This is a genomic window from Mycetocola sp. (assembly GCF_025464835.1).
GTDB lineage: Bacteria > Actinomycetota > Actinomycetes > Actinomycetales > Microbacteriaceae > Mycetocola_A.
Genome location: NZ_JAODMP010000077.1, coordinates 1 through 19,628 on the forward strand (window position 1 = coordinate 1; position 19,628 = coordinate 19,628).

At 65.6% G+C, this 19,628-nt stretch carries 19 protein-coding genes; 3 read left to right on the forward strand and 16 right to left on the reverse strand.

From position 1 onward, the window contains the following. Nucleotides 1–717: 717 nt before the first annotated feature. The 11 genes from JWP90_RS09800 to hrcA form a co-directional block, all read right to left on the reverse strand. Nucleotides 718–1,524 (reverse strand): isoprenyl transferase, encoded by an 807-nt coding sequence (locus JWP90_RS09800; protein ID WP_297363211.1) that lies wholly within the window; start codon nucleotides 1,522–1,524, stop codon nucleotides 718–720. Beyond that, nucleotides 1,521–2,258, reverse strand: a complete 738-nt coding sequence (gene recO / locus JWP90_RS09805) for a DNA repair protein RecO (protein WP_297363214.1) — start codon at nucleotides 2,256–2,258, stop codon at nucleotides 1,521–1,523. The genes JWP90_RS09800 and recO overlap by 4 nt, the downstream gene beginning before the upstream one ends. Before the next feature lie 44 nt (nucleotides 2,259–2,302). Next, the gene (leuA, locus tag JWP90_RS09810; protein ID WP_297363217.1) at nucleotides 2,303–4,063 is read right to left on the reverse strand and encodes a 2-isopropylmalate synthase; all 1,761 of its coding nucleotides are present in this window, start codon (nucleotides 4,061–4,063) and stop codon (nucleotides 2,303–2,305) included. 394 nt (nucleotides 4,064–4,457) lie between these two features. Continuing rightward, entirely contained in the window at nucleotides 4,458–5,354 is an 897-nt protein-coding gene (gene era / locus JWP90_RS09815) for a GTPase Era (protein WP_297363257.1), read from the reverse strand. 95 nt (nucleotides 5,355–5,449) lie between these two features. Further along, nucleotides 5,450–6,745, reverse strand: coding sequence for a hemolysin family protein (locus JWP90_RS09820; RefSeq protein WP_297363260.1), 1,296 nt, complete (start codon nucleotides 6,743–6,745; stop codon nucleotides 5,450–5,452). Beyond that, the gene (gene ybeY / locus JWP90_RS09825; protein WP_297363220.1) at nucleotides 6,745–7,209 is read right to left on the reverse strand and encodes an rRNA maturation RNase YbeY; all 465 of its coding nucleotides are present in this window, start codon (nucleotides 7,207–7,209) and stop codon (nucleotides 6,745–6,747) included. Before ybeY ends, JWP90_RS09820 begins: the two co-directional genes overlap by 1 nt. After that, nucleotides 7,206–8,222, reverse strand: a complete 1,017-nt coding sequence (locus tag JWP90_RS09830) for a PhoH family protein (RefSeq protein ID WP_297363263.1) — start codon at nucleotides 8,220–8,222, stop codon at nucleotides 7,206–7,208. The genes ybeY and JWP90_RS09830 overlap by 4 nt, the downstream gene beginning before the upstream one ends. A gap of 73 nt (nucleotides 8,223–8,295) precedes the next feature. Further along, nucleotides 8,296–8,652, reverse strand: a complete 357-nt coding sequence (locus JWP90_RS09835) for an HIT domain-containing protein (RefSeq protein WP_297363224.1) — start codon at nucleotides 8,650–8,652, stop codon at nucleotides 8,296–8,298. 48 nt (nucleotides 8,653–8,700) lie between these two features. Beyond that, nucleotides 8,701–9,435, reverse strand: a complete 735-nt coding sequence (locus JWP90_RS09840) for a 16S rRNA (uracil(1498)-N(3))-methyltransferase (protein ID WP_297363226.1) — start codon at nucleotides 9,433–9,435, stop codon at nucleotides 8,701–8,703. Nucleotide 9,436: 1 nt separating this feature from the next. Further along, the gene (gene dnaJ / locus JWP90_RS09845; RefSeq protein WP_297363229.1) at nucleotides 9,437–10,534 is read right to left on the reverse strand and encodes a molecular chaperone DnaJ; all 1,098 of its coding nucleotides are present in this window, start codon (nucleotides 10,532–10,534) and stop codon (nucleotides 9,437–9,439) included. Nucleotides 10,535–10,616: 82 nt separating this feature from the next. Further along, complete coding sequence (gene hrcA, locus JWP90_RS09850; RefSeq protein ID WP_297363232.1) at nucleotides 10,617–11,639, reverse strand: heat-inducible transcriptional repressor HrcA; 1,023 nt, start codon at nucleotides 11,637–11,639, stop codon at nucleotides 10,617–10,619. A gap of 203 nt (nucleotides 11,640–11,842) precedes the next feature. Here hrcA and JWP90_RS09855 point away from each other — a divergent pair, with 203 nt between their 5' ends. Then, on the forward strand, nucleotides 11,843–12,463 hold the full coding sequence (locus JWP90_RS09855; protein ID WP_297363234.1) for a DUF4870 domain-containing protein: 621 nt from the start codon (nucleotides 11,843–11,845) through the stop codon (nucleotides 12,461–12,463). 27 nt (nucleotides 12,464–12,490) lie between these two features. On the opposite strand, the gene hemW is transcribed toward JWP90_RS09855, so the two are convergent. From hemW to lepA, 3 genes are read right to left on the reverse strand one after another with little or no spacing between them, the layout of a single operon-like run. Next, nucleotides 12,491–13,714: a radical SAM family heme chaperone HemW gene (gene hemW / locus JWP90_RS09860; RefSeq protein WP_297363237.1), complete on the reverse strand. Its 1,224-nt coding sequence runs from the start codon at nucleotides 13,712–13,714 to the stop codon at nucleotides 12,491–12,493. Nucleotides 13,715–13,744: 30 nt separating this feature from the next. Further along, complete coding sequence (locus JWP90_RS09865; RefSeq protein WP_297363239.1) at nucleotides 13,745–14,398, reverse strand: DUF1990 family protein; 654 nt, start codon at nucleotides 14,396–14,398, stop codon at nucleotides 13,745–13,747. A 3-nt stretch (nucleotides 14,399–14,401) separates the two neighbouring features. Continuing rightward, the gene (lepA, locus tag JWP90_RS09870; RefSeq protein WP_297363242.1) at nucleotides 14,402–16,252 is read right to left on the reverse strand and encodes a translation elongation factor 4; all 1,851 of its coding nucleotides are present in this window, start codon (nucleotides 16,250–16,252) and stop codon (nucleotides 14,402–14,404) included. A 118-nt stretch (nucleotides 16,253–16,370) separates the two neighbouring features. Here lepA and JWP90_RS09875 point away from each other — a divergent pair, with 118 nt between their 5' ends. Beyond that, nucleotides 16,371–17,135 (forward strand): alpha/beta hydrolase, encoded by a 765-nt coding sequence (locus JWP90_RS09875; protein WP_297363245.1) that lies wholly within the window; start codon nucleotides 16,371–16,373, stop codon nucleotides 17,133–17,135. Nucleotides 17,136–17,231: 96 nt separating this feature from the next. Next, on the forward strand, nucleotides 17,232–17,492 hold the full coding sequence (gene rpsT, locus JWP90_RS09880; RefSeq protein WP_297363248.1) for a 30S ribosomal protein S20: 261 nt from the start codon (nucleotides 17,232–17,234) through the stop codon (nucleotides 17,490–17,492). 246 nt (nucleotides 17,493–17,738) lie between these two features. Here rpsT and holA read toward each other — a convergent pair whose 3' ends face one another. Together holA and JWP90_RS09890 are read right to left on the reverse strand one after the other, a co-directional pair. Then, nucleotides 17,739–18,767, reverse strand: a complete 1,029-nt coding sequence (gene holA, locus JWP90_RS09885; RefSeq protein ID WP_297363251.1) for a DNA polymerase III subunit delta — start codon at nucleotides 18,765–18,767, stop codon at nucleotides 17,739–17,741. A 54-nt stretch (nucleotides 18,768–18,821) separates the two neighbouring features. Continuing rightward, nucleotides 18,822–19,628 (reverse strand): MBL fold metallo-hydrolase (locus JWP90_RS09890; protein WP_297363254.1); only part of this gene is annotated, 807 nt, incomplete at its 5' end.

The window sequence follows — 19,628 nt, forward strand, 5'->3', positions numbered from 1 at the left end:
TAGCACCAGGGGCAGGCGATGTCGGACCAGATGTCGATTTTGATGAATTCACTCACCTCTGGCACAACCCATGCCCTCGCAGCGGTATTCCCCCGCGTGCATGAGGTTCCGGCCGGGCTCCGGATTCCGATTCGTTCGTCCGCCCCACACGTCGGCTTCCGTCGCACAAACCCGCCATCTGCGACGGATGTCCGGCCGGGCTCCGGATTCCGCTTCCTTCGTCCGCCCCACACGTCGGCATCCGTCGCACAAACCCGCCACCTGCGACGGATGAACCGCGACTCCGGAAGGCGACTGCCTTCGTCCGCCCCACACGTCGGCATCCGTCGCACAAACCCGCCATCTGCGACGGATGTACGGCCGGGCTCCGGGCTCCGGATTCCGATTCGTTCGTCCGCCCCACACGTCGGCATCCGTCGCACAAACCCGCCATCTGCGACGGATGAACCGCGACTCCGGGAGGCGACTGCCTTCGTCCGCCCCACACGTCGGCATCCGTCGCACAAACCCGCCATCTGCGACGGATGAACCGCGACTCCGGGAGGCGACCGCCTTCGTCCGTCACAGATGACCACTTCTGGCATCGAAGACCGGCACACTCGACCGCCGAACCCGCAGCCGCGCCGCATCCGTTCAGTTGCCTCGAACGCCGGATCTCACGGTCCACAACCCGCGTACGTGACATCGAAGCTGGCGCCGACGGACGGAGAAGGGAGGTCAGGCCGTCCCGGGCTTGTCGACCGCTCCACCGAACCGACGGTCGCGGTCGATGTACAGTCCGATCGCCTCCCACAGGTCTTCGCGGGTGAAGTCGGGCCACAGGGTGTCGAGGAAAACCATCTCGGCGTACGCACTCTGCCAGAGCAGGAAGTTGCTGGTGCGCTGCTCCCCCGAACTCCGTACGAACAGGTCGACGTCTGGCAGTTCCGGCGTGTAGAGCGCGCGCTGGATCGCCTTCTCCGTGATCCCGGACGGCTTGAGCGTGCCAGCGGCGACCTGCTCCGCCAACTGCCGGACGGCATCCGTGATCTCGGTTCTGCCGCCATAGTTGACGCACATCGTCAGGGTCAGCGTGTCGTTCCCGGCCGTCAGCTTCTCGGCGAACTGCAGTTCGTTGATGACGGATGCCCACAGCCGTGGTTTGCGGCCGGCCCACCTCACGCGAACCCCCCACTCATTGAGCTGGTCACGCCTGCGGTGAAGCACGTCGCGGTTGAAGCCCATCAGAAACCGGACCTCGTCGGGGGAACGACGCCAGTTCTCGGTGGAGAATGCGTAGACGGAGAGGTGTTTCACCCCGACCTGGATGGCGCCGGCCACCACATCGAGAAGCGCCGCTTCCCCGGCCCGGTGGCCTTCCACCCGCGGCAGCCCCTGCCGGTTGGCCCACCGGCCGTTTCCATCCATGACGATGGCAACGTGCTCCGGAACCCCGGCCGCCGGAAGCTGGGGCGGGTAGATCCCGGTCCAGTCGAGGGGTCGGTATTCGACGGCATCCCGGTGGGTGAATGGCTTGGGCGTCACGTGTCGGCTTTCTCTCGGGAGACGTGGATGAGGGACTTGAGCCCGCGTTCGAGGTGCCACTGGGTGTACGCGGCGGCGACGCCGCTGGCGCGGGCCCGAGTGTCCTCGTCGGAGGCCTCGGCGTGGTCCCAGTCCCCGGTGAGGAGAGAGGAAAGCAGACCGATGGTCTGCGCGTCGAGACGAGGACTCCCCGGTGGGGCGCATTGGTCGCAGACGACTCCGCCGAGCTGCACCACGGTGTGGTTGTGAGGGCCGGGCGCCTGGCAGCGGGCGCAATCGAAGAAGCTCGGTGCCCACCCCGCCAGCGATAGCGCCCGCAGCAGGTACGAGTCCAGGGTCAACGACGAGTCGTGGTCATGCCGCGCCAGGGAGCGCAGCGCCCCGACCAGCAGCAGGTACTGCTGCAGGGACCCCTCGGATTCGGTCAGCTTGTCCGCAGTCTCCACCATGACGGTAGCGGCCGTGTACGCGGAGTAGTCTGCCGCGATCAGGGCGCCATACGACGCGAGCGTCTCCGCCTGGTTGATGACGTCGAGTGACCGGCCCTCGTACAACTGCAGGTCCGCCACCATGAACGGTTCGAGCCGGGCACCGAACTTCGAGCCGGTGCGGCGCACGCCTTTCGCGACCGCACGGACTTTGCCGTGCGAACGCGTCAGCAGCGTCACGATCCTGTCGGCTTCGCCCAGCTTGTGGGTGCGCAGCACGACACCTTCATCACGGTAAACGGGCACAGTCCAGTATCCAGCAGGATGCCGCTCCCCCGCCGACGGCTCGCCTACACCGTCGCGAGGGCGCGGTCGCCTGCCGTCGACCGGATCGCCCGGTTGACAGCCGAAACCACGGCCTTGAGGGATGCCGTCGAGATGTCTCCGTCGATGCCGACGCCCCAGAGGCGACGGTCACCGACCTGCAGTTCGACGTAGGCTGCGGCCTGTGCGTCCCCGCTGGCCCCGAGGGTGTGCTCGACGTAGTCGTAGAGGGTGACTTCGATGCCCCGCTCGCGGAGCACTCCGAGGAAGGCTGCGATCGGACCGTTGCCGGTCGACGTCGCCTCGGTCACTTCATCGCCGTCGCGGAGGTCGACCACGAGCTCGACCGATCCGGCGAGCCTGCTGGCCGTCCGGGTGGACTGCAGTTCGAACCGGCCCCACTTCTCGCTCTCGCTGTCTGAGGGCAGGTACTCGTCCTGGAAGATGTTCCAGATCGCTTCGCTGGTCATCTCACCGCCCTGCTCGTCGGTCTCGGCCTGGACGACGCCGGAGAACTCGATCTGCAGTTTGCGAGGCAGGTCGAGAGCGTGGTCTGTCTTCAGCAGGTAGGCGACTCCGCCCTTTCCTGACTGGGAGTTGACCCGGATGACCGCTTCGTAGCTGCGGCCGAGGTCCTTCGGGTCGACCGGAAGGTACGGTACGGCCCAGACCAGGTCGTTCACGTCGCATCCGCGGGTAGCTGCTTCGGCAGCCATCGCCTCGAAACCCTTCTTGATGGCATCCTGGTGCGACCCGCTGAACGCGGTGAACACGAGGTCGCCGGCCCACGGGCTGCGCTCGTGCACCTTCAACTGGTTGCAGTATTCAGCTGTGCGCTTGATCTCATCGACGTCGCTGAAGTCGATCTGCGGGTCGATGCCCTGGGTGAACAGGTTGATGCCGAGAGCGACGAGGTCGACGTTGCCCGTGCGTTCGCCGTTTCCGAAGAGGCAGCCTTCGATGCGGTCGGCGCCCGCCAGGTAGCCGAGTTCGGCTGCGGCGACGGCGGTACCCCGGTCGTTGTGCGGGTGCAGTGACAGGATGACGTTCTCGCGGTGGTTGAGGTGACGTGACATCCACTCGATCGAGTCGGCATAGACGTTCGGCGTCGCCATCTCGACGGTGGAGGGAAGGTTGATGATGACCTTCCGCTCCGGTGTCGGTTCGAAGACATCGAGCACCTGGTTGCACACGTCGACGGCGTACTCGAGTTCGGTGCCGGTGTAGCTCTCTGGCGAGTACTCGTAGTAGACCGTTGTCTCCGGGATGAGCTTTTCCATCTCGCGGCAGACCCTAGCGCCGTGCAGGGCGATGTCGATGATGCCCTGCTTGTCTGTGCGGAAGACGACTTCGCGCTGAAGCACGCTGGTCGAGTTGTACAGGTGCACGATAGCCTGCTTCGCACCCGCGATGGACTCGTAGGTGCGCTGGATGAGGTGGTCGCGCGCCTGGGTGAGAACCTGAATGGTGACGTCGTCCGGGATCGCGTTCTCTTCGATGAGACTGCGGACGAAGTCGAAGTCGGTCTGACTGGCGCTGGGGAAGCCGACCTCGATCTCCTTATAACCGATCCGCACGAGCAGATCGAACATGATCCGCTTGCGTTCCGGGCTCATCGGGTCGATGAGCGCCTGGTTACCGTCGCGGAGGTCGACAGCGCACCAGCGGGGCGCCGTCGTGATTCGCTTCGTCGGCCAGGTGCGGTCGGGCAGATCCACGGCGATCTGCTCGTGGTACGGGCGGTACTTGTGGATCGGCATGGCCGAAGCCGCCTGGTTGTTTCTCATTGTTCTATTCTCCTCGCGTGTGTGGAAAGCCAACGACAAACCCCGCGACGAGAAGGCTTAGAAGGAAGCCTCGCCGCGGCAGCTAAGGAGCAGAGCGCCGAACAACACAGGAACAGGCTAACACCGTTTAGCCCGCAGCTGTGGCGAATCCGTGCACTTTGTGCAGCGACGCGTCGATTTCGTGCATAAATGCGCGGACAGCGGTCCTCCGGCGAGAGCGACTGAGGCGAGTTGCGCGGCGCCCGCTTCCACAAGCGGGCATGGTGAGCAAGTCGGCCGGCAACATCTGGGTCATCTCCCCGGAGAACCGCCTGGCTTCAGACCGTGCTCGTCGGCGAAGATGACGAGCTGCCCGGTCGCGAAGCCCGAGCTTGCCCAGCACGCGGGTGTACGGCTAAAAGCCCAGACGGCCGAGCAGCTTCGGGTCGCGCTGCCAATCCTTCGCCACCTTCACGCGGATGGACAGGAAGACCTGCTTGCCAACGAGTTTCTCGATCGGGATCCGAGCCTGCTGGCCGACATCCCGCAGCCGCGAACCGCCCTTGCCGATGATGATGGCCTTCTGGCTGTCACGCTCAACGAAGATGTTCGCGAAGATCTCGAGGATGTCCTTGTCTTCGCGCTCGATCATGTCGTCGATGGTGACGGCGATGGAGTGCGGCAGTTCGTCGTGGACGCCCTCGAGGGAAGCCTCACGGATGTACTCGGAGATCCGGTCTTCGAGGATCTCGTCGGTGACCGCATCCGCCGGGTACAGCGGTTCAGAGGTCGGCATGAGCGCGATGAGTTCACGGACGAGAATGTCGAGCTGGATGCTGCTGGTTGCCGAAACAGGAATGATCAGGTCCCACTCACGCAGCTTCTGCACCTCTGCGAGCTGCTCGGCGGTCGTCGGACGGGGCGCAGCGTCGATCTTGGTGACGATGGCTACTTTCTTCGCCCTCGGGTAGTGGTCGAGTTGTTCGTTGATGAACTTGTCGCCCGGCCCGATCTTTTCATTGGCGGGGACGCACAGGCCAATGACGTCGACGTCGCTCAACGTCGTCTGGACGAGGTCGTTGAGCCGTTCTCCGAGGAGTGTCCTCGGCCGGTGGATTCCCGGGGTATCGACGATGATGAGCTGCCCGGTGTCCTCATGGACGATGCCGCGGATCGCCTTACGCGTCGTCTGCGGCTTTGAACTGGTGATCGCGACCTTCTGGCCGACGAGCGCGTAGGTCAGGGTCGACTTGCCGACGTTCGGCCGGCCGACGAAGGAGACGAACCCGGCCCGGTAACCGGCATCCGGCAACACCTCAGGTTCTGGCTGCGGTCGCTCCTGAGGCGCCCTCTCCTCGGACATCTCGGTGTTGGGGTTCTCGGTGTTCTGATCGTCATTCATCATGACTACTCCTCAATCGATTCATATGATCTCTGCACGTCCCGCAATGCCGCGGTCCGAGTCACGATCACCGTGCTCACGCGTTTCCGCCTGCCCTCGGTTCGTTCGGCGGTGAGCTTCAGGCCGTCGGTCTCGGCAACCGATCCGGCAACCGGCAAGCGGCCGAGAACCTTGGTGAGAAGTCCGCCTACGGTGTCGACGTCGTCGTCGTCCATCTCCAGGTCGAACAATTCACCGAGTTCGTCCACGGGCAGCCGAGCGCTCACCCGGTATTCGTCTTCGCTGAGTTTCTCGACATCCGGTGTGTCGGTGTCGTACTCGTCGGAGATGTCGCCGACGAGCTCTTCGAGCAAGTCCTCGAGCGTCACCAGCCCAGCTATGCCGCCGTACTCGTCGACGACCATGGCGAGGTGGTTCGATTCGAGCTGCATCTGCTGAAGCAGCGAGTCGGCCTTCTTCGACTCGGGCACGAACAGGGCAGCGCGCGCCAGGGTACGGACGCTGACGTTATTCGCTGCGGCGTCTCCCTCGTGGATGAGACGGACGACGTCCTTGAGGTAGAGGACGCCGGCCACGTCGTCCACCTCGCCGTCGGTGACGGGAATGCGGGACACCCCGGTGCGCAGGAACAGGCTCATCGCCTGCTGGACCGACACGTTGGCGTCGACAGTGATCATGTCGGTCCTCGGCACCATGACTTCACGGACGACGGTTTCGTTGAATTCGAAAATGGAGTGGATGAGTTCGCGGTCGTCCTCTTCGAGAACGTCGAGTTCGGTGGCCTCATCGACCATGTTGAGCAGCTGTTCCTCTGACGAGAACGAAGCTTCGCGGGCGACGCCCGGCGTGACCCGGTTGCCGAACGCCACGAGGGCGTTGGCCAGCGGGCCGAGGAGCACCCGGACGGTCCTGATCACCGGCGCGGCGATGCGCAGCAGCGCCTCAGCGTGCGAGCGTCCGAAACTGCGCGGGCTGGCGCCGACGAGTACGAATGAGACCGCCGTCATGATGAGCGCCGAGTACAGCAGCACGAGCCACGGCTCGTCGATGGTCAACGCGAACGCGAGGGTGACGAGCACCGCAGCGGTCGTCTCGGCGAGAACGCGGATGAAGTTGATGGCGTTGAGGTGCGCTCCCGGGTCCTCGGCGATGGCCCGCAGGTACACCGGCTTGCGCGAACCATCCGCCAGCTCGGCCATCACGGCACGTGAGGTGACGCTGATGGCTGCGTCCGCTGCGGCCATCAGCCCGCCGAAGGCGACGAGGAGCAGAGCGATGCCGATGAACCAGTAGAGGATCATCACCGGGTGGAACGCTCCTGCACCGAGAACCCGAGCAGGATGTCGCGCTGGATCCCGAACATCTCCCGCTCTTCCTCGGGTTCGGCGTGGTCGAACCCGAGAAGGTGGAGGATGCCGTGGGTGGTGAGAAGCAGGAGCTCCTGCAACGTCGAGTGTCCGGCCGTTTCGGCTTGCGCTTCGGCGACCTGCGGGCACAGGACGATGTCACCGAGGAGCCCTGCGGGGGTGGGGGTGTCTTCGGTGCCCGGTCGCAGTTCGTCCATCGGGAAGCTGAGCACGTCGGTGGGGCCCGGTTCATCCATCCACTGCACGTGAAGCTGTTCCATCGCCGCTTCGTCCACGAGCACGATGTTGAGGTCGGCCTCCTGGCTCACGTGCATGGCTCCGAGAGCGAAGTCGGCGAGGCGGAGCAGCGCCGCTTCGTCAACGGGGATGGCGGATTCGTTGTTGATCTCAATGCTCATGAACTCTTGCCCCTCCTGGGCATCCGGTCGCGTGGCGAGGCGCCTCGCCGTTCCGCGCGGTTGGCGAACTCCTGGGCCTGTCCCCGCTCAAACCGTTCCGCCTGCCTGACCTGGTCGTATTCGCTGTAGGCGTCGACGATCCGAGCCACGAGGCTGTGACGCACGACGTCGTCGCTTGTCAGCCGCGAGAAGTGGATGTCGTCGACGTCGGCGAGGACTCGGGTGACCAGTCGGAGCCCGGACGAGGAGACCGGGAGGTCCACCTGGGTGATGTCACCGGTGACGACGATCTTCGAGCCGAAACCGAGCCTGGTGAGGAACATCTTCATTTGTTCGGGCGTCGTGTTCTGCGCTTCGTCGAGCACGATGAACGAGTTGTTCAGCGTGCGGCCGCGCATGTAGGCGAGCGGCGCGACCTCGACGGTGCCCGCTGCGAGCAGCTTGGGCACCAGTTCGGGGTCCATCATCTCGTTGAGCGCGTCGAACAGCGGGCGCAGATACGGGTCGATCTTGTCGGTGAGGGTGCCGGGCAGGAAACCGAGTCGCTCCCCCGCTTCCACTGCCGGGCGAGTCAGGATGATCCGCTCGACCTCCTTGCGCTGCAGCGCCTGCACGGCCTTGGCCATGGCGAGGTACGTCTTGCCGGTACCGGCAGGCCCGATACCGAACACGATGGTGTTCTCGTCGATGGCGTCGACGTACTGCTTCTGCCCGAGTGTCTTGGGGCGGATGCTCCGGCCCCGTGAGGTGAGGATCGCCTGCCCGAGCAGGTCGGCTGGTTTGCCGGAGCCGTCCTCGAGGATCCGTGCAGACGAGAGCACCTCGACCGGCTCGAGCTCCTGGCCTTGCCGCACCATGTCGATCAGTTCGGCGATGAGGTTGTGGGCGGCGCGTACCTGCGCCGCGTCACCGGTGAGGGTGATGTCGTTGCCGCGGACGTGCAACGACACCGCCGGGTACTGGGTTTCGATGGTCGTCAGGAGCCGGTCCTGAGCGCCGAGGAGCCGGACCATGGCGACTCCGTCGACGTGCAATCGTGCTTCGGCGATCGCCGGTTCGCCGACGGGTTCGCCGTTGGATACTGGGTCATTGGAAATCGGCACGTGGATCCTCTCCGAGGTCGCCGATGAGAATGTGGGCATGGACGTGGAAGACGGTCTGGCCGACCTTCTCGCCCGTGTTGAAGATGAGGCGGAACTGGCCGCCGTGTTCGTTCGCGATCTGCTGCGCCAGCGTGACGAGCTCTGCGAGGAGTTCCGGGTCACCCGCCGCAAGTTCAGCGACATTCGTGTACTCGGGGGTCTTCGGCACGACGAGGATGTGCACGGGCGCCTTCGGCGCGATGTCGTTGAACGCGATCAGACGGTCGGTCTCGGCCACGATGCTGGCAGGGATCTCACGCGAGATGATGCGGGTGAAGATGCTGGGTTCTGTCGTCGACATGGTCCTATCCTACGAAGGTCAGCTGGCCGGCGGGCTGTGGATGAGCGTTCACCAGCGGCCCAGCGCCACATTGAGGACAGCGAGGGCGGCCGGCCCGGCGGACGAGGTCCGCAGAACGGTGTCGCCGAGGCGGGTCCGGATCGCACCGGCAGCCGAGACGCTCTCCAGTTCGGCGTCGCTGATCCCGCCCTCTGGCCCGACGACCAGCAGGATGTCCCTGCCGTCGCCGGCGACATCGAGCTGGCTGAGCCGCTCGGAGGCGGTCGGGTCGAGGAGAACCACGCGGCTTGTTCCCGCGAGCTTCTGGAGGTCAGCGGTCGATGCGATCGGGAAGACGGGAGGCACGAAGGACCGGATGGATTGCTTGGACGCCTCCCGGACGATCGTCTCCCACCGGATCCGTCCTTTCTCCTTCTTCATTCCCTCCCAACGGGACACGCTCCTGGACGCAGCCCACGGGATGATGGCGGACACGCCGAGTTCCGTCGCCGCCTGAATCGCCATCTCGTCCCTGTCGCCTTTGGCGAGAGCCTGCACCAGCACCAAGCGGGGCGAGGGCTCCTGCTCCACCGTCACCTCGATCGCCCGGACGCCGACGGTCCCCAGCTCAAGCGTTTCGATCACACCGCGGACGATCAGTCCACGACCGTTGCCGATCCGGATCTCGTCTCCGATGCGTGAGCGGTTGACCGTGACGGCATGCTTCGCTTCCGCGCCGGCCAGTTCGACCATGGCACCGTTCTCCGCGGTGCCGAGATCCTCGCGTAGGTAGAGACTGCTCATCTCAGTTCAGGAAACGGTCGCGGAGTTTGGAGAAGAGTCCCTGCTGGAAGGATCCGAGCTGGGTCGCTTTCTGGTCGCGTCCGGCGGCGAACGCCTTGATCAGTTCCTTCTCGCGATGGTCAAGCCGGGTCGGAGTGACGACCTGGATGCCGATGCGCAGATCGCCGCGACCGGTGCCGCGCAGTTTGGTCACACCTCGCCCTTTGACGGTGAGCACTTCGGAACTCTGGGTGCCCGGCTTCAGCTCGACGTCGACGTCTCCGTCGAGGGCGTGGATGGTCGTCGTCACGCCGAGGATGGCATCCGTCATCGGCACGTCGAGGGTGCAGAGCAGGTCGTCGCCATTGCGGCTGAACCGTTCGTCGTTGCGGACCTTGATCTCGAGGTAAAGGTCACCGTGGGGTCCACCGGCAGGGCCGATCTCGCCGCTGCCCGGCATCTGCAGGCGCAGGCCGGTGTCGACACCGGCGGGGATGTCCACAGGAACGGTCCGGCGGTCGCGGACGCGGCCCTGTCCCTGACAGGTGACGCAGGGGTGCGGGATCACCGTGCCGTGACCACGGCAGGTTCCACACGGGGTCGAGGTCATGACGTTGCCGAGAAGCGATCGGACAGCGCGCTGGATCGATCCTGTGCCGCGGCAGATGTCGCAGGTGACCGGAGACGTTCCTGGCTGGCAGCACGATCCCTGGCAGGTGTTGCACAGTACGGCTGTGTCGACCTCGAGGTCGCGGTGGGTTCCGAAGATGACTTCGGCGAGGTCGACCTCGACGCGAAGAAGAGCGTCCTGGCCGCGCTCCCGCCGGGACTTGGGACCGCGCTGCTGCTGGCCGCCGAAGAAGGTGTCGAAGATGTCGCCGAACCCGCCGAATCCACCGGCACCGCCCATGCCGCCTGAGCCACCCAGGTCGTACTGCTGGCGTTGTTTCGCGTCGCTGAGCACGTCGTAGGCGTGCGTCACCTCTTTGAACCGTTCGGATGCCTCGGCGCCCGGGTTCACATCGGGATGCAGCTCCCGGGCGAGTCGCCGGTAGGCCTTCTTGATTTCATCGGTGGTCGCCTCGCGGGACACTCCGAGAACTTCGTAATGGTCAGCCACTCAAGGCCTTTCGTTGTGAGGGTCTTCGCTGTGCTCGCTGAACGACCGGGGAATGATGCACGTCGCCGAGCACGGCGACTGGTTAGTCCTCACCGAGCTGGTGGGACAGGTAACGGGCAACGGCTCGCACGGCGGCGAGGTTGTTGGTGTAATCCATTCTCGTGGGTCCGAGCACGCCGAGCCTGGCAAGTTCGCCAGCAGAGGAACGGTAGTCGCTTGCGATCACCGAGGTCTCGCCCAGCCCGAATGACTCGTTCTCGCGCCCGATGGAGGCGGATACTCCGCCACGGTCGACGGCCATCTCGCCGAACAGGCGGAGCAGGACGACCTGCTGTTCCAGGGCTTCGAGCACGGGGTAGATGCTTCCGGAGAAGTCTTCCTCCGTGCGGGCGAGGTTGGCGGCGCCTGCCATGACGAGTTTGTCGTGGCGGTACTCAGCGAATCCTTCGGCAAGCGCCTGGGTGATCCTGGCCATGAGCACTTCGTCGTCCGGCGCGGCCTCCGCACGGGCCTCGTCGAGAATGGCGGCGGACGCCTCGATGTTGGCGCCACCGAGCAGGGCGTTGAGCGTGGCTTTGACGCGCTCGAGGCGATCTGCGTCGACCGGGTGCTCCATCTCAACAACCTGTTGCTCGACCCGGCCGGTATCTGTGATCAGAACGGTCAGCACGCGCCGTTCGGTCAGGCTGACCAGTTCGACATGCCGGACCTGAGCCCTGGCGAATGACGGGTACTGCACGATGGCCACCTGGTTCGTGATCTGCGACAGCAGCCGAACCGTGCGCATGAGAACGTCGTCAAGATCGACGGACTGCCCGAGGAAGGTCCGGATGGCTTCCCTCTGCGCTTCAGAGAGCGGCTTGCGGTCGGCGAGCCGGTCGACGAAGAGCCGGTATCCCTTGTCTGTCGGGATCCGTCCGGATGAGGTGTGAGGAGCGGAGATGAGCTCCTCGTCCTCCAGTTGCGCCATGTCGTTGCGGATGGTTGCCGCCGAAACACCGAAGGAGTGCCTTTCGACGATCGCCTTCGATCCGACGGGTTCACGACTGGCGACGTAGTCCTGCACGATTACACGGAGCACTTCGAGGCTGCGATCAGAAACCATAACTGCACCTCTCCCGCTCGAATCGCGTTCATGTCGTTGGCACTCAAATGGCCTGAGTGCCAATTCTAGCGCGCGCCGCGCAGACGAAGTAATTGCCGAACGTCCTGAACAGCGTTACTTTTAGCTGAAGCCCGTCACCGCCCGTGTAGTGGCGATCGGACGCACCAGAGCACAACGAGCGCCATCGATTGAAAGGCTTGGCCATGACCGACCCCAACGCGCAACCCCCGGTTGACCCGTCCCAGAATCCTCCACAGGGGCCCGCGTCCGGCCAGCCCCCGTACGCCGGGCAGCAGCCCCAGCCCGGGCAGCCGTACCCAGACCAGCCGTACCAGGGCCAGCAGCCGCCTCCCGGCCAGCCGTACGGCCAGCAGCCGTACGGCCAGCAGCCATACGGCGGCCAGGTGCCTCCGCAGCAGTACCCGTATCAGGGGCAGCAGACCGGAGCGGCACCGTTGACCCAGGCCGAGGACAAGCAGTGGGCGTCGTTCGCCCACTTCGGTGGGGCACTCGGAGCGTTCCTCGGTGCAGGCACCGCGGGCTGGATCGCTCCGCTCATCATCTACCTGGTGTTCAAGGACCGCGGCCCATTCACCCGCCAGGAGTCGAAGGAAGCGCTGAACTTCCAGCTCACAGTGACGATCTATGTCATCGGCCTCTACGTCCTTGGCGCTATCCTCGCGATAATTCTGATCGGCTTCCTGCTGTGGCCGCTCGCCTGGATCGTCGGAGTGCTCGGCATCATCTTCGGCATCATCGCCGGGGTGAAGGTCAACAACGGTGAGGCGTACCGCTACTTCCACGCCATCCGCATGGTGAAGTAAGCACGAGCGGAAAGGCGGTTCGCCGGCTCACACCGTGAGCCGGCGAACCACCGCATCAGCCAGAAGCCGCCCGCGCAAGGTGAGTTCAACTCGACCGCGTAGGGCGGCTTCCGCGTGAACCAGGTCGTCGGCGATCAGACCGGCGACGGCGACGCGGGACTCGGACGGCAGGCTGGGAATCAGGATGCCGTCGCGTGTGCGGCTGAGGAGCAGTATCCGCTCCAGTTCCCGCGTCTGGGGAGAGAGCGTCTCCCGGCCCGCTCCAGGAGACAGGCCTTCGCTCATCCGGCCGGCATAAGCCGCCGGGTGCTTGACGTTCCACCAGCGAACCCCGCCGATGTGGCTGTGCGCGCCCGGGCCGATCCCCCACCAGTCCTGGCTCCGCCAGTAGGCGAGGTTGTGGCGGGAGCGCGACTCAGGGCCGGTGGACCAGTTGCTCACCTCGTACCAGGAGAAACCGGCCGCGTCGAGTTTCGCGTCCACCAGTTCATACATGTCGGCCTGGAGATCCTCATCCGGCTGGGCAACGGAACCCGATTTGATCTGCCTGGCGAGCTTCGTGCCGGCCTCGACGATCAGCGAGTAAGCCGAAAGGTGGTCAGGGTTCGTCGCGAGGGCGGCGTCCACTGAGCGGGCCCAGTCACCGAGGCTCTCCCCCGGTGTGCCGTAGATCAGGTCCACGCTCACCTGGAGGCCTGCGTGCCGAGCCCATTCGACGACGAGCGGAACCCGGTCTGGATCGTGGGTCCGCTCCAGTGTGGCGAGGACGTGCGGCACCGCCGACTGCATCCCGAAGGAGACGCGAGTGAAACCGGCGTCTGCCAGTGCGGCCAGATAGTCGGCGTCGACCGAGTCGGGGTTCGCCTCGGTCGTGATTTCGGCGTCTTCGGCGAGCCCGATCGATGTGCGCACCGAGTCGAGCATCCGGATGAGGTCACCGGCGGGAAGCAGAGTCGGGGTTCCCCCGCCGAAGAATACCGTTGAGGCCGGTCGCTCAGGAAGCCCGCTGGCGCGGAGGGTGGCTCCGGCGAAGGCAACCTCGGCGGATGCCTCGCTCGCGTAGTCCGACTGCTTCGCACCGCGCAGTTCTGTCGCGGTGTACGTGTTGAAATCGCAGTAGCCGCAGCGCACCCGGCAGAACGGGACGTGCAGGTAGACCGACAGCATCCGCTCGTCGGCTCCGTCGAGCACAGAGCCCGGGAGTGCGCCGTCGACCGGTGCCGGGTCGGCGATCGGCTGAGGACCGGCCATCAGCGGTGCACGGGGAACGGAACGGGCACGTCAGACCGCCGGGGTCGACCACAGCGGCGACAGTGCACGCAGGGATGCCGTCGTAAATGCCTTGCGCCGCAGCGTGAGCAGGGGCGGGAACAGGCGGTAGCCGAGCGAAACCGGCCGGGTGAATGAGCGGACGCTGAACCAGACGGAGTCGTCGTCGCGGTGCTCGACGCGGAAGAGTTCCTCGCCGCTGACCCGGTTTCCGCCGACGGTGCCGTAAGCGAAGGCGACAACGGTGGGTTCTTCGAGAAGGAAGACGACCCGGATGCGCTGATCGATGGCGAAGGAGCCGACCCGTCCGCGCAGCCGCGCCGTCGACCCGGATGCGACGTACGGCGTTCCGTCAGCGGCGAAGCGCTGCTCGGTCGACACGGCGATCGGCTCGAGAGCCGTTCCGTCCTCGTCGTACCGGATGCCGCCATAGCGCTGGCTCGCGTCTGCCTTCACGTCGAGCACATCGATACCCGAAGCCCGCTGGACTTCCCAGCTGAGCAGCGACGCCGATGCCGTGGCGAACCGCTCCCGACCGCTTCCCAGCCGGATGGATGCTTCGAACGGCGTGAAGCCACGCGGCGGATACTGCATGAGGTCGTGCGCCTGGGTGGCGCCGACTGCTGCATAGTCGACCGGCTGGTCCTCGAAGTTGCTTCGGCGCATCCGCTACTTCTTTTCTTTCGTCTCGGTCTCTCCGGACAGCGCGGCGATGAAGGCCTCCTGGGGGACCTCGACCCTGCCGACCATCTTCATACGCTTCTTGCCCTCTTTCTGCTTCTCGAGCAGTTTGCGTTTACGGCTGATGTCGCCGCCGTAGCACTTCGCGAGCACGTCCTTGCGGATGGCGCGGACAGACTCCCGCGCGATGATCCGCGCGCCGATGGCAGCCTGGATCGGCACCTCGAACTGCTGGCGCGGGATGAGCTTCTTCAGCCGCTCGGTCATCAGCAGGCCGTAGGCGTATGCCTTCTCCCGGTGGACGATCGCGCTGAACGCGTCGACCTGTTCACCCTGCAGCAGGATGTCGACCTTGACGAGGTCGGCGGACTGCGAGCCGGACGGTTCGTAGTCGAGCGACGCGTAGCCCTGCGTGCGGCTCTTGAGATGGTCGAAGAAGTCGAAGACGATCTCACCGAGCGGCATCGTGTAGCGCAGCTCGACCCGGTCCTCTCCGAAGTACTCCATGCCGAGGAGAGAGCCCCGGCGGCCCTGGCAGAGTTCCATGATCGAGCCGACGTAGTCTTTGGGCGCGAGGATACCGACCTTGACCATCGGTTCCTCGACGGAGGCGATCTTTCCGCCGGGGAACTCGCTCGGGTTGGTGACGGTGACGGTCTTCTTGTCGTCTGTGGTCACCTGGTAGGTCACGCTCGGCGCTGTGGCGATGAGGTCGAGGTTGAACTCCCGTTCGAGCCGTTCGGTGACGATCTCGAGGTGGAGGAGCCCGAGGAACCCGCAGCGGAATCCGAATCCGAGGGCGACGGATGTCTCGGGCTCATAGTTGAGGGACGCGTCGGAGAGTTTGAGCTTGTCGAGCGCATCCCGCAGGACCGGGTAATCGCTCCCGTCGATCGGGTACAGGCCCGAGAACACCATCGGCTTCGGGTCGGTGTAGCCGGGCAGCGCGACGGTGGCCGGCTTCATCGCGGTGGTGACGGTGTCGCCGACCTTCGACTGGCGCACGTCCTTCACCCCGGTGATGAGGTAACCGACCTCACCGACGCCGAGACCCTGGGTGGGAGTCGGTTCGGGCGAGCTGACGCCGATCTCCAGGAGTTCGTGGACGGCTCGCGTCGACATCATCTGAATGCGTTCCCGGGGACTGAGGTGCCCGTCGATCATCCGCACGTAGGTGATAACACCGCGGTAGGTGTCGTAGACGGAGTCGAAGATCATCGCGCGGGTCGGCGCATTCGGGTCGCCGACCGGGTTCGGGATGCGCTGGACGACACGGTCGAGGAGTTGCTCGACACCGGCGCCGGTTTTGCCTGACACCTTGAGGACGTCCTCCGGCTTGCCGCCGATGAGGTTGGCGATCTCCTTGGCGTACTTCTCCGGGTCAGCGGCCGGCAGGTCGATCTTGTTGAGAACGGGGATGATCTCGAGGTCGTTCTCCATCGCCAGGTACAGGTTCGCGAGGGTCTGCGCCTCGATGCCCTGGGCGGCGTCGACGAGAAGAATCGCTCCTTCACAGGCCGCGAGTGAGCGGGACACCTCGTAGGTGAAGTCGACGTGGCCAGGCGTGTCGATCATGTTGAGGGCGTAGGTCTGACCGTCAAGCTCCCACGGCATCCGCACCGCCTGGCTCTTGATCGTGATGCCACGTTCGCGCTCGATGTCCATCCGGTCGAGGTACTGCGCGCGCATGTCGCGATCGGCGACCGCTCCGGTGACCGACAGCATCCGGTCGGCGAGAGTCGACTTGCCGTGGTCGATGTGCGCGATGATGCAGAAGTTGCGGATGAACGACGGGTCGGTAGCGGCAGGCTCAAGTGCCTTCGCAGCTTTGGGGCTCACGCGTTCCTCGGGGATCTGTAACGGGGTAGGGATGGACTAACTCCCCATTGTCCCATGAACCGCCCCGCGGTGAGTTCCGCCCATCGACCTGCCCGGATGCCGGTGGCACAATGACAGGGTGACTCCGCTGCCCGCGATCGTGCTGGTCCACGGCATCCGCACGTCCGGAACCATGTGGCGACGCCAGGTTCGGGACCTCAGCGCAGAGGGCTTCACGGTCGACGCCATCGACCTTCCCGGCCACGGCACACGGATTGGCGAGACATTCACCATCGACGGATCGATGTCGGCGATCGACGAGGCCGTCTCACGGCATGCCGGGCCGGTTCTGCTGGTCGGACTGTCTCTCGGCGGCTACCTGTCCATCCACTACGCCGGCCAGAACCCCGGTCGGGTGACCGGGCTGGTGGCGGCGAGCTGCCAGACATTGCCCCGCGGAGTCGGACTGTGGGGCTACCGCGCGCTCGCTCGAGCCATCTACCGGTTCCCGGACCGGGGGGCGTGGCTCAACGACGCCATGGCCCGCCGTTTTCTCCCGGCCGACGGTGTGACGGACATGTCCGCAGGCGGGGTGGCTCTCGAGGTGATGGACGAGGCGCTGAAAGCCGTCGGCACGCTCGACCCACTCGACGGGCTCCGCCGCTACCCGGGCCCCGTGTGGTTCGTGATGGGCGGACTGGACCATTTCCGGCTCTCGCAGCGGGCGTTCCTCCGAGCGCGGCCGGACGCATCCGTCGTCGTCGTACCGCGGGCGACTCATCTCGTCAGCCTCGTCAAACCGGAGCAGTTCAGCCGGGCGGTGACGGATGCGGCGAGGGCACTGGCTGTCGATTCGCCGCAGATTTCCGAGAATGGCCCCGGAACTGGTATCGTTACTCCTTGACTTGCGTGTGGGTTGCCCCGCACGATTTTAGCCGCGAAGCGCCCTCTCTCGCCCAGTGGCACATCCCATTCGAAATACAACGGAAAGCTATCAAACGTGGCAAACATTAAGTCGCAGATCAAGCGAATCGGCACCAACAAGAAGGCAACGGAGCGCAACAAGGCGATCAAGAGCCAGCTCCGGACCGTCGTCCGCCAGGCCCGCGAGGCAATCCTCGCCGGCGACAAGGCTCAGGCTGAGTCCACCCTGAAGACTGCCGCGAAGAAGCTCGACAAGGCCGTGAGCAAGGGCGTCATCCACAAGAACCAGGCAGCGAACCGCAAGTCGGCTCTGGCCAAGAAGGTCGCTTCGCTCTAAGCAGCACCTTCTTCTTCACCACAGGCTCCGCTTCGGCGGAGCCTGTGGTGGTTAACGCGGTGCAGCGGCGTGCGACCCTCGCGGTGGCATCCGCGTTCATCCGGCCCATATGCCGACTTCCCCGCCGGATATCTGACCTTCGTGACGGATGAACGGGCGTGCGCGGCCCGCACCCGTGTTCATCTGCGCCATGTGCGGGCCTTCGCGCCGCGGCGGAGGGTGCTGCGGGTTACTCCCGCGGTGCGTTCAGCGGCCTCGGCGCGCAATCGTGTGGATCATTCGTTCGAGGGCATAGACCGGGTCGCGACCGGCGCCTTTGACGCTGGCATCGGTGTCGGCGAGAACCTGGATGCAGCGCCCGAGGCCGCGGTCGGTCCAGCCGGCGAGGTCGCGGCGCGCCCGGTCCACCTGCCATGGGGCGAGGCCGAACTGGCGGGCAAGGTCGGCGGATGATCCCCTGCCACCCTGCACCTTCGCCATCGTTCGGAGCTTACTGGCGAACGCAGCCACAATCGGCACCGGATCGGCGCCGGATGCGAGGGCGTGACGGAGGCCGACAAGAGCTTCTGCGTACCGGCCGGCGATGGCCGCGTCGGCGACGGCGAATGCGTTGGTCTCGACCCGGCCACCGTAGTACCGGGTGACCGTCGCTTCGGTCACCTCGGAACCACTGTCTGCGATCAGTTGTGCGCACGCCCCGGCGAGCTCGGCGAGATCATCGGCGAACGCGGACACCACGGCCCGCAGTGCGGCCGGGCGGATCGCCTTGCCTGCCGTCTTGAATTCGGCAGCGGCGAAGTCGTACTTGTCGCTTTCCTTCTTCAACTCGGCGCAGACCACTTCGATCGCCGTCGACTTGGAAGCGCGGATCGCGTCGAGGAGTTTTTTGCCGCGCACTCCCCCGGCATGGCGGAGCACGACGTAAGCGCCTTCGGCGGGAGATTCGAGATACGCCAGCGCCTCGGCCAGGAACTCGTCCGAGCACTTCTCCACGTTCGTCACCCGGATCATCCGCGGTTCGTTGAACAGGGACGGGCTCGCGAGGGTCAGCAGTTCGCCCGGTGCGTAGCTGTCGGCTTCGATGTCGTTGACTTCGAGGCTCGGGTCTTCTACCCGGAGGTAATCGCGGAGCATCCGGATGGCGCGGTCTGCAAGGAACCCCTGCGTTCCGGAGACGAGCACAATCGGCGCTGGGCGGATCGCGTTCCAGCTCAATTGCGGGATCGCAACCTTCGCGGGCGCTTTCGCCGATGTCGCGCTACGCGCAGCTGCCACAGTCCACCGTCCTCACATCTCAAGCCTACCGGCGACCGCCGACGCCCCCGGGCGTCAGCAGGCCCGGGCGGTCCACACCACCGGCTCGGTTGCCAGGCCGCCGACGACGATCATCCCGCAGGTGTCGGTGCGGTACGCCGCCGTGCCCGCTGCCTCGAGCAGAGCCAACGCGGAAGGAGTCGGATGGCCGTGACGATTGTCGGCGCCCACCGGGATGAGAGCCAGCCGGGCACCGGCCACGGCATACATCCGTTCGCTTTGGTCCGCCGAACCGTGATGCGCCATCTTCAGCAGGTCAACCGGGCCCCCGAGCGAGCGATTGTCGAGGATCCGGTCCTGGGCGCGCTGATCCAGGTCGCCGAGAAACAACGAACGGGTGCCATCGGATGCCTCGAAAAGGAGGGTCACGCTGCCGGTGTTGCCTGTCCACACCGGCCCGGCACGCGGAGGCGGCCAGAGCGCCCGCCAACGCGACCCGCCCAGTGTTCCGCTCAGCCCGGCGGTGGCACGCCGGATGCTTGCCCCTCCAGCCGCAAGGTCGACGAGGATGCGTTCATCCGCCGCGTTCTGCGGGTCCCCGACGAGCACGAGGCTCGCGCGACCGACCACCGCCGACACACCGCCCACATGGTCGAGGTCGAAATGGGTGAGAACGAGCAGATCCAGCCGGTCGACCGACAGTGCGCCCAGGCAGGCGGTCAGGAGCGATGCGTCTGCCCCGGTGTCAAGAAGCGCCACCGCCCCTCCCTCACGGACAAGGATGGCGTCACCCTGGCCGACGTCACAGGCCGCGTGCGTCCAGTCCGCGGGCCGAGACAACGCCGGGGCGATCCAGGAACCGGCGAGGCCGCCGGCATACCC

What these genes read in the sequence shown, in the direction of transcription:
- JWP90_RS09865 (WP_297363239.1), bottom strand. Translation starts at nt 14,398, where the DNA reads ATGCGCCGAAGCAACTTCGAGGACCAGCCGGTCGACTATGCAGCAGTC.
- JWP90_RS09840 (WP_297363226.1), bottom strand. Translation starts at nt 9,435, where the DNA reads ATGAGCAGTCTCTACCTACGCGAGGATCTCGGCACCGCGGAGAACGGT.
- JWP90_RS09835 (WP_297363224.1), bottom strand. Translation starts at nt 8,652, where the DNA reads ATGTCGACGACAGAACCCAGCATCTTCACCCGCATCATCTCGCGTGAG.
- JWP90_RS09855 (WP_297363234.1), top strand. Translation starts at nt 11,843, where the DNA reads ATGACCGACCCCAACGCGCAACCCCCGGTTGACCCGTCCCAGAATCCT.
- JWP90_RS09830 (WP_297363263.1), bottom strand. Translation starts at nt 8,222, where the DNA reads ATGGTCCGGCTCCTCGGCGCTCAGGACCGGCTCCTGACGACCATCGAA.
- JWP90_RS09820 (WP_297363260.1), bottom strand. Translation starts at nt 6,745, where the DNA reads ATGATCCTCTACTGGTTCATCGGCATCGCTCTGCTCCTCGTCGCCTTC.
- hrcA (WP_297363232.1), bottom strand. Translation starts at nt 11,639, where the DNA reads ATGGTTTCTGATCGCAGCCTCGAAGTGCTCCGTGTAATCGTGCAGGAC.
- hemW (WP_297363237.1), bottom strand. Translation starts at nt 13,714, where the DNA reads ATGGCCGGTCCTCAGCCGATCGCCGACCCGGCACCGGTCGACGGCGCA.
- leuA (WP_297363217.1), bottom strand. Translation starts at nt 4,063, where the DNA reads ATGAGAAACAACCAGGCGGCTTCGGCCATGCCGATCCACAAGTACCGC.
- ybeY (WP_297363220.1), bottom strand. Translation starts at nt 7,209, where the DNA reads ATGAGCATTGAGATCAACAACGAATCCGCCATCCCCGTTGACGAAGCG.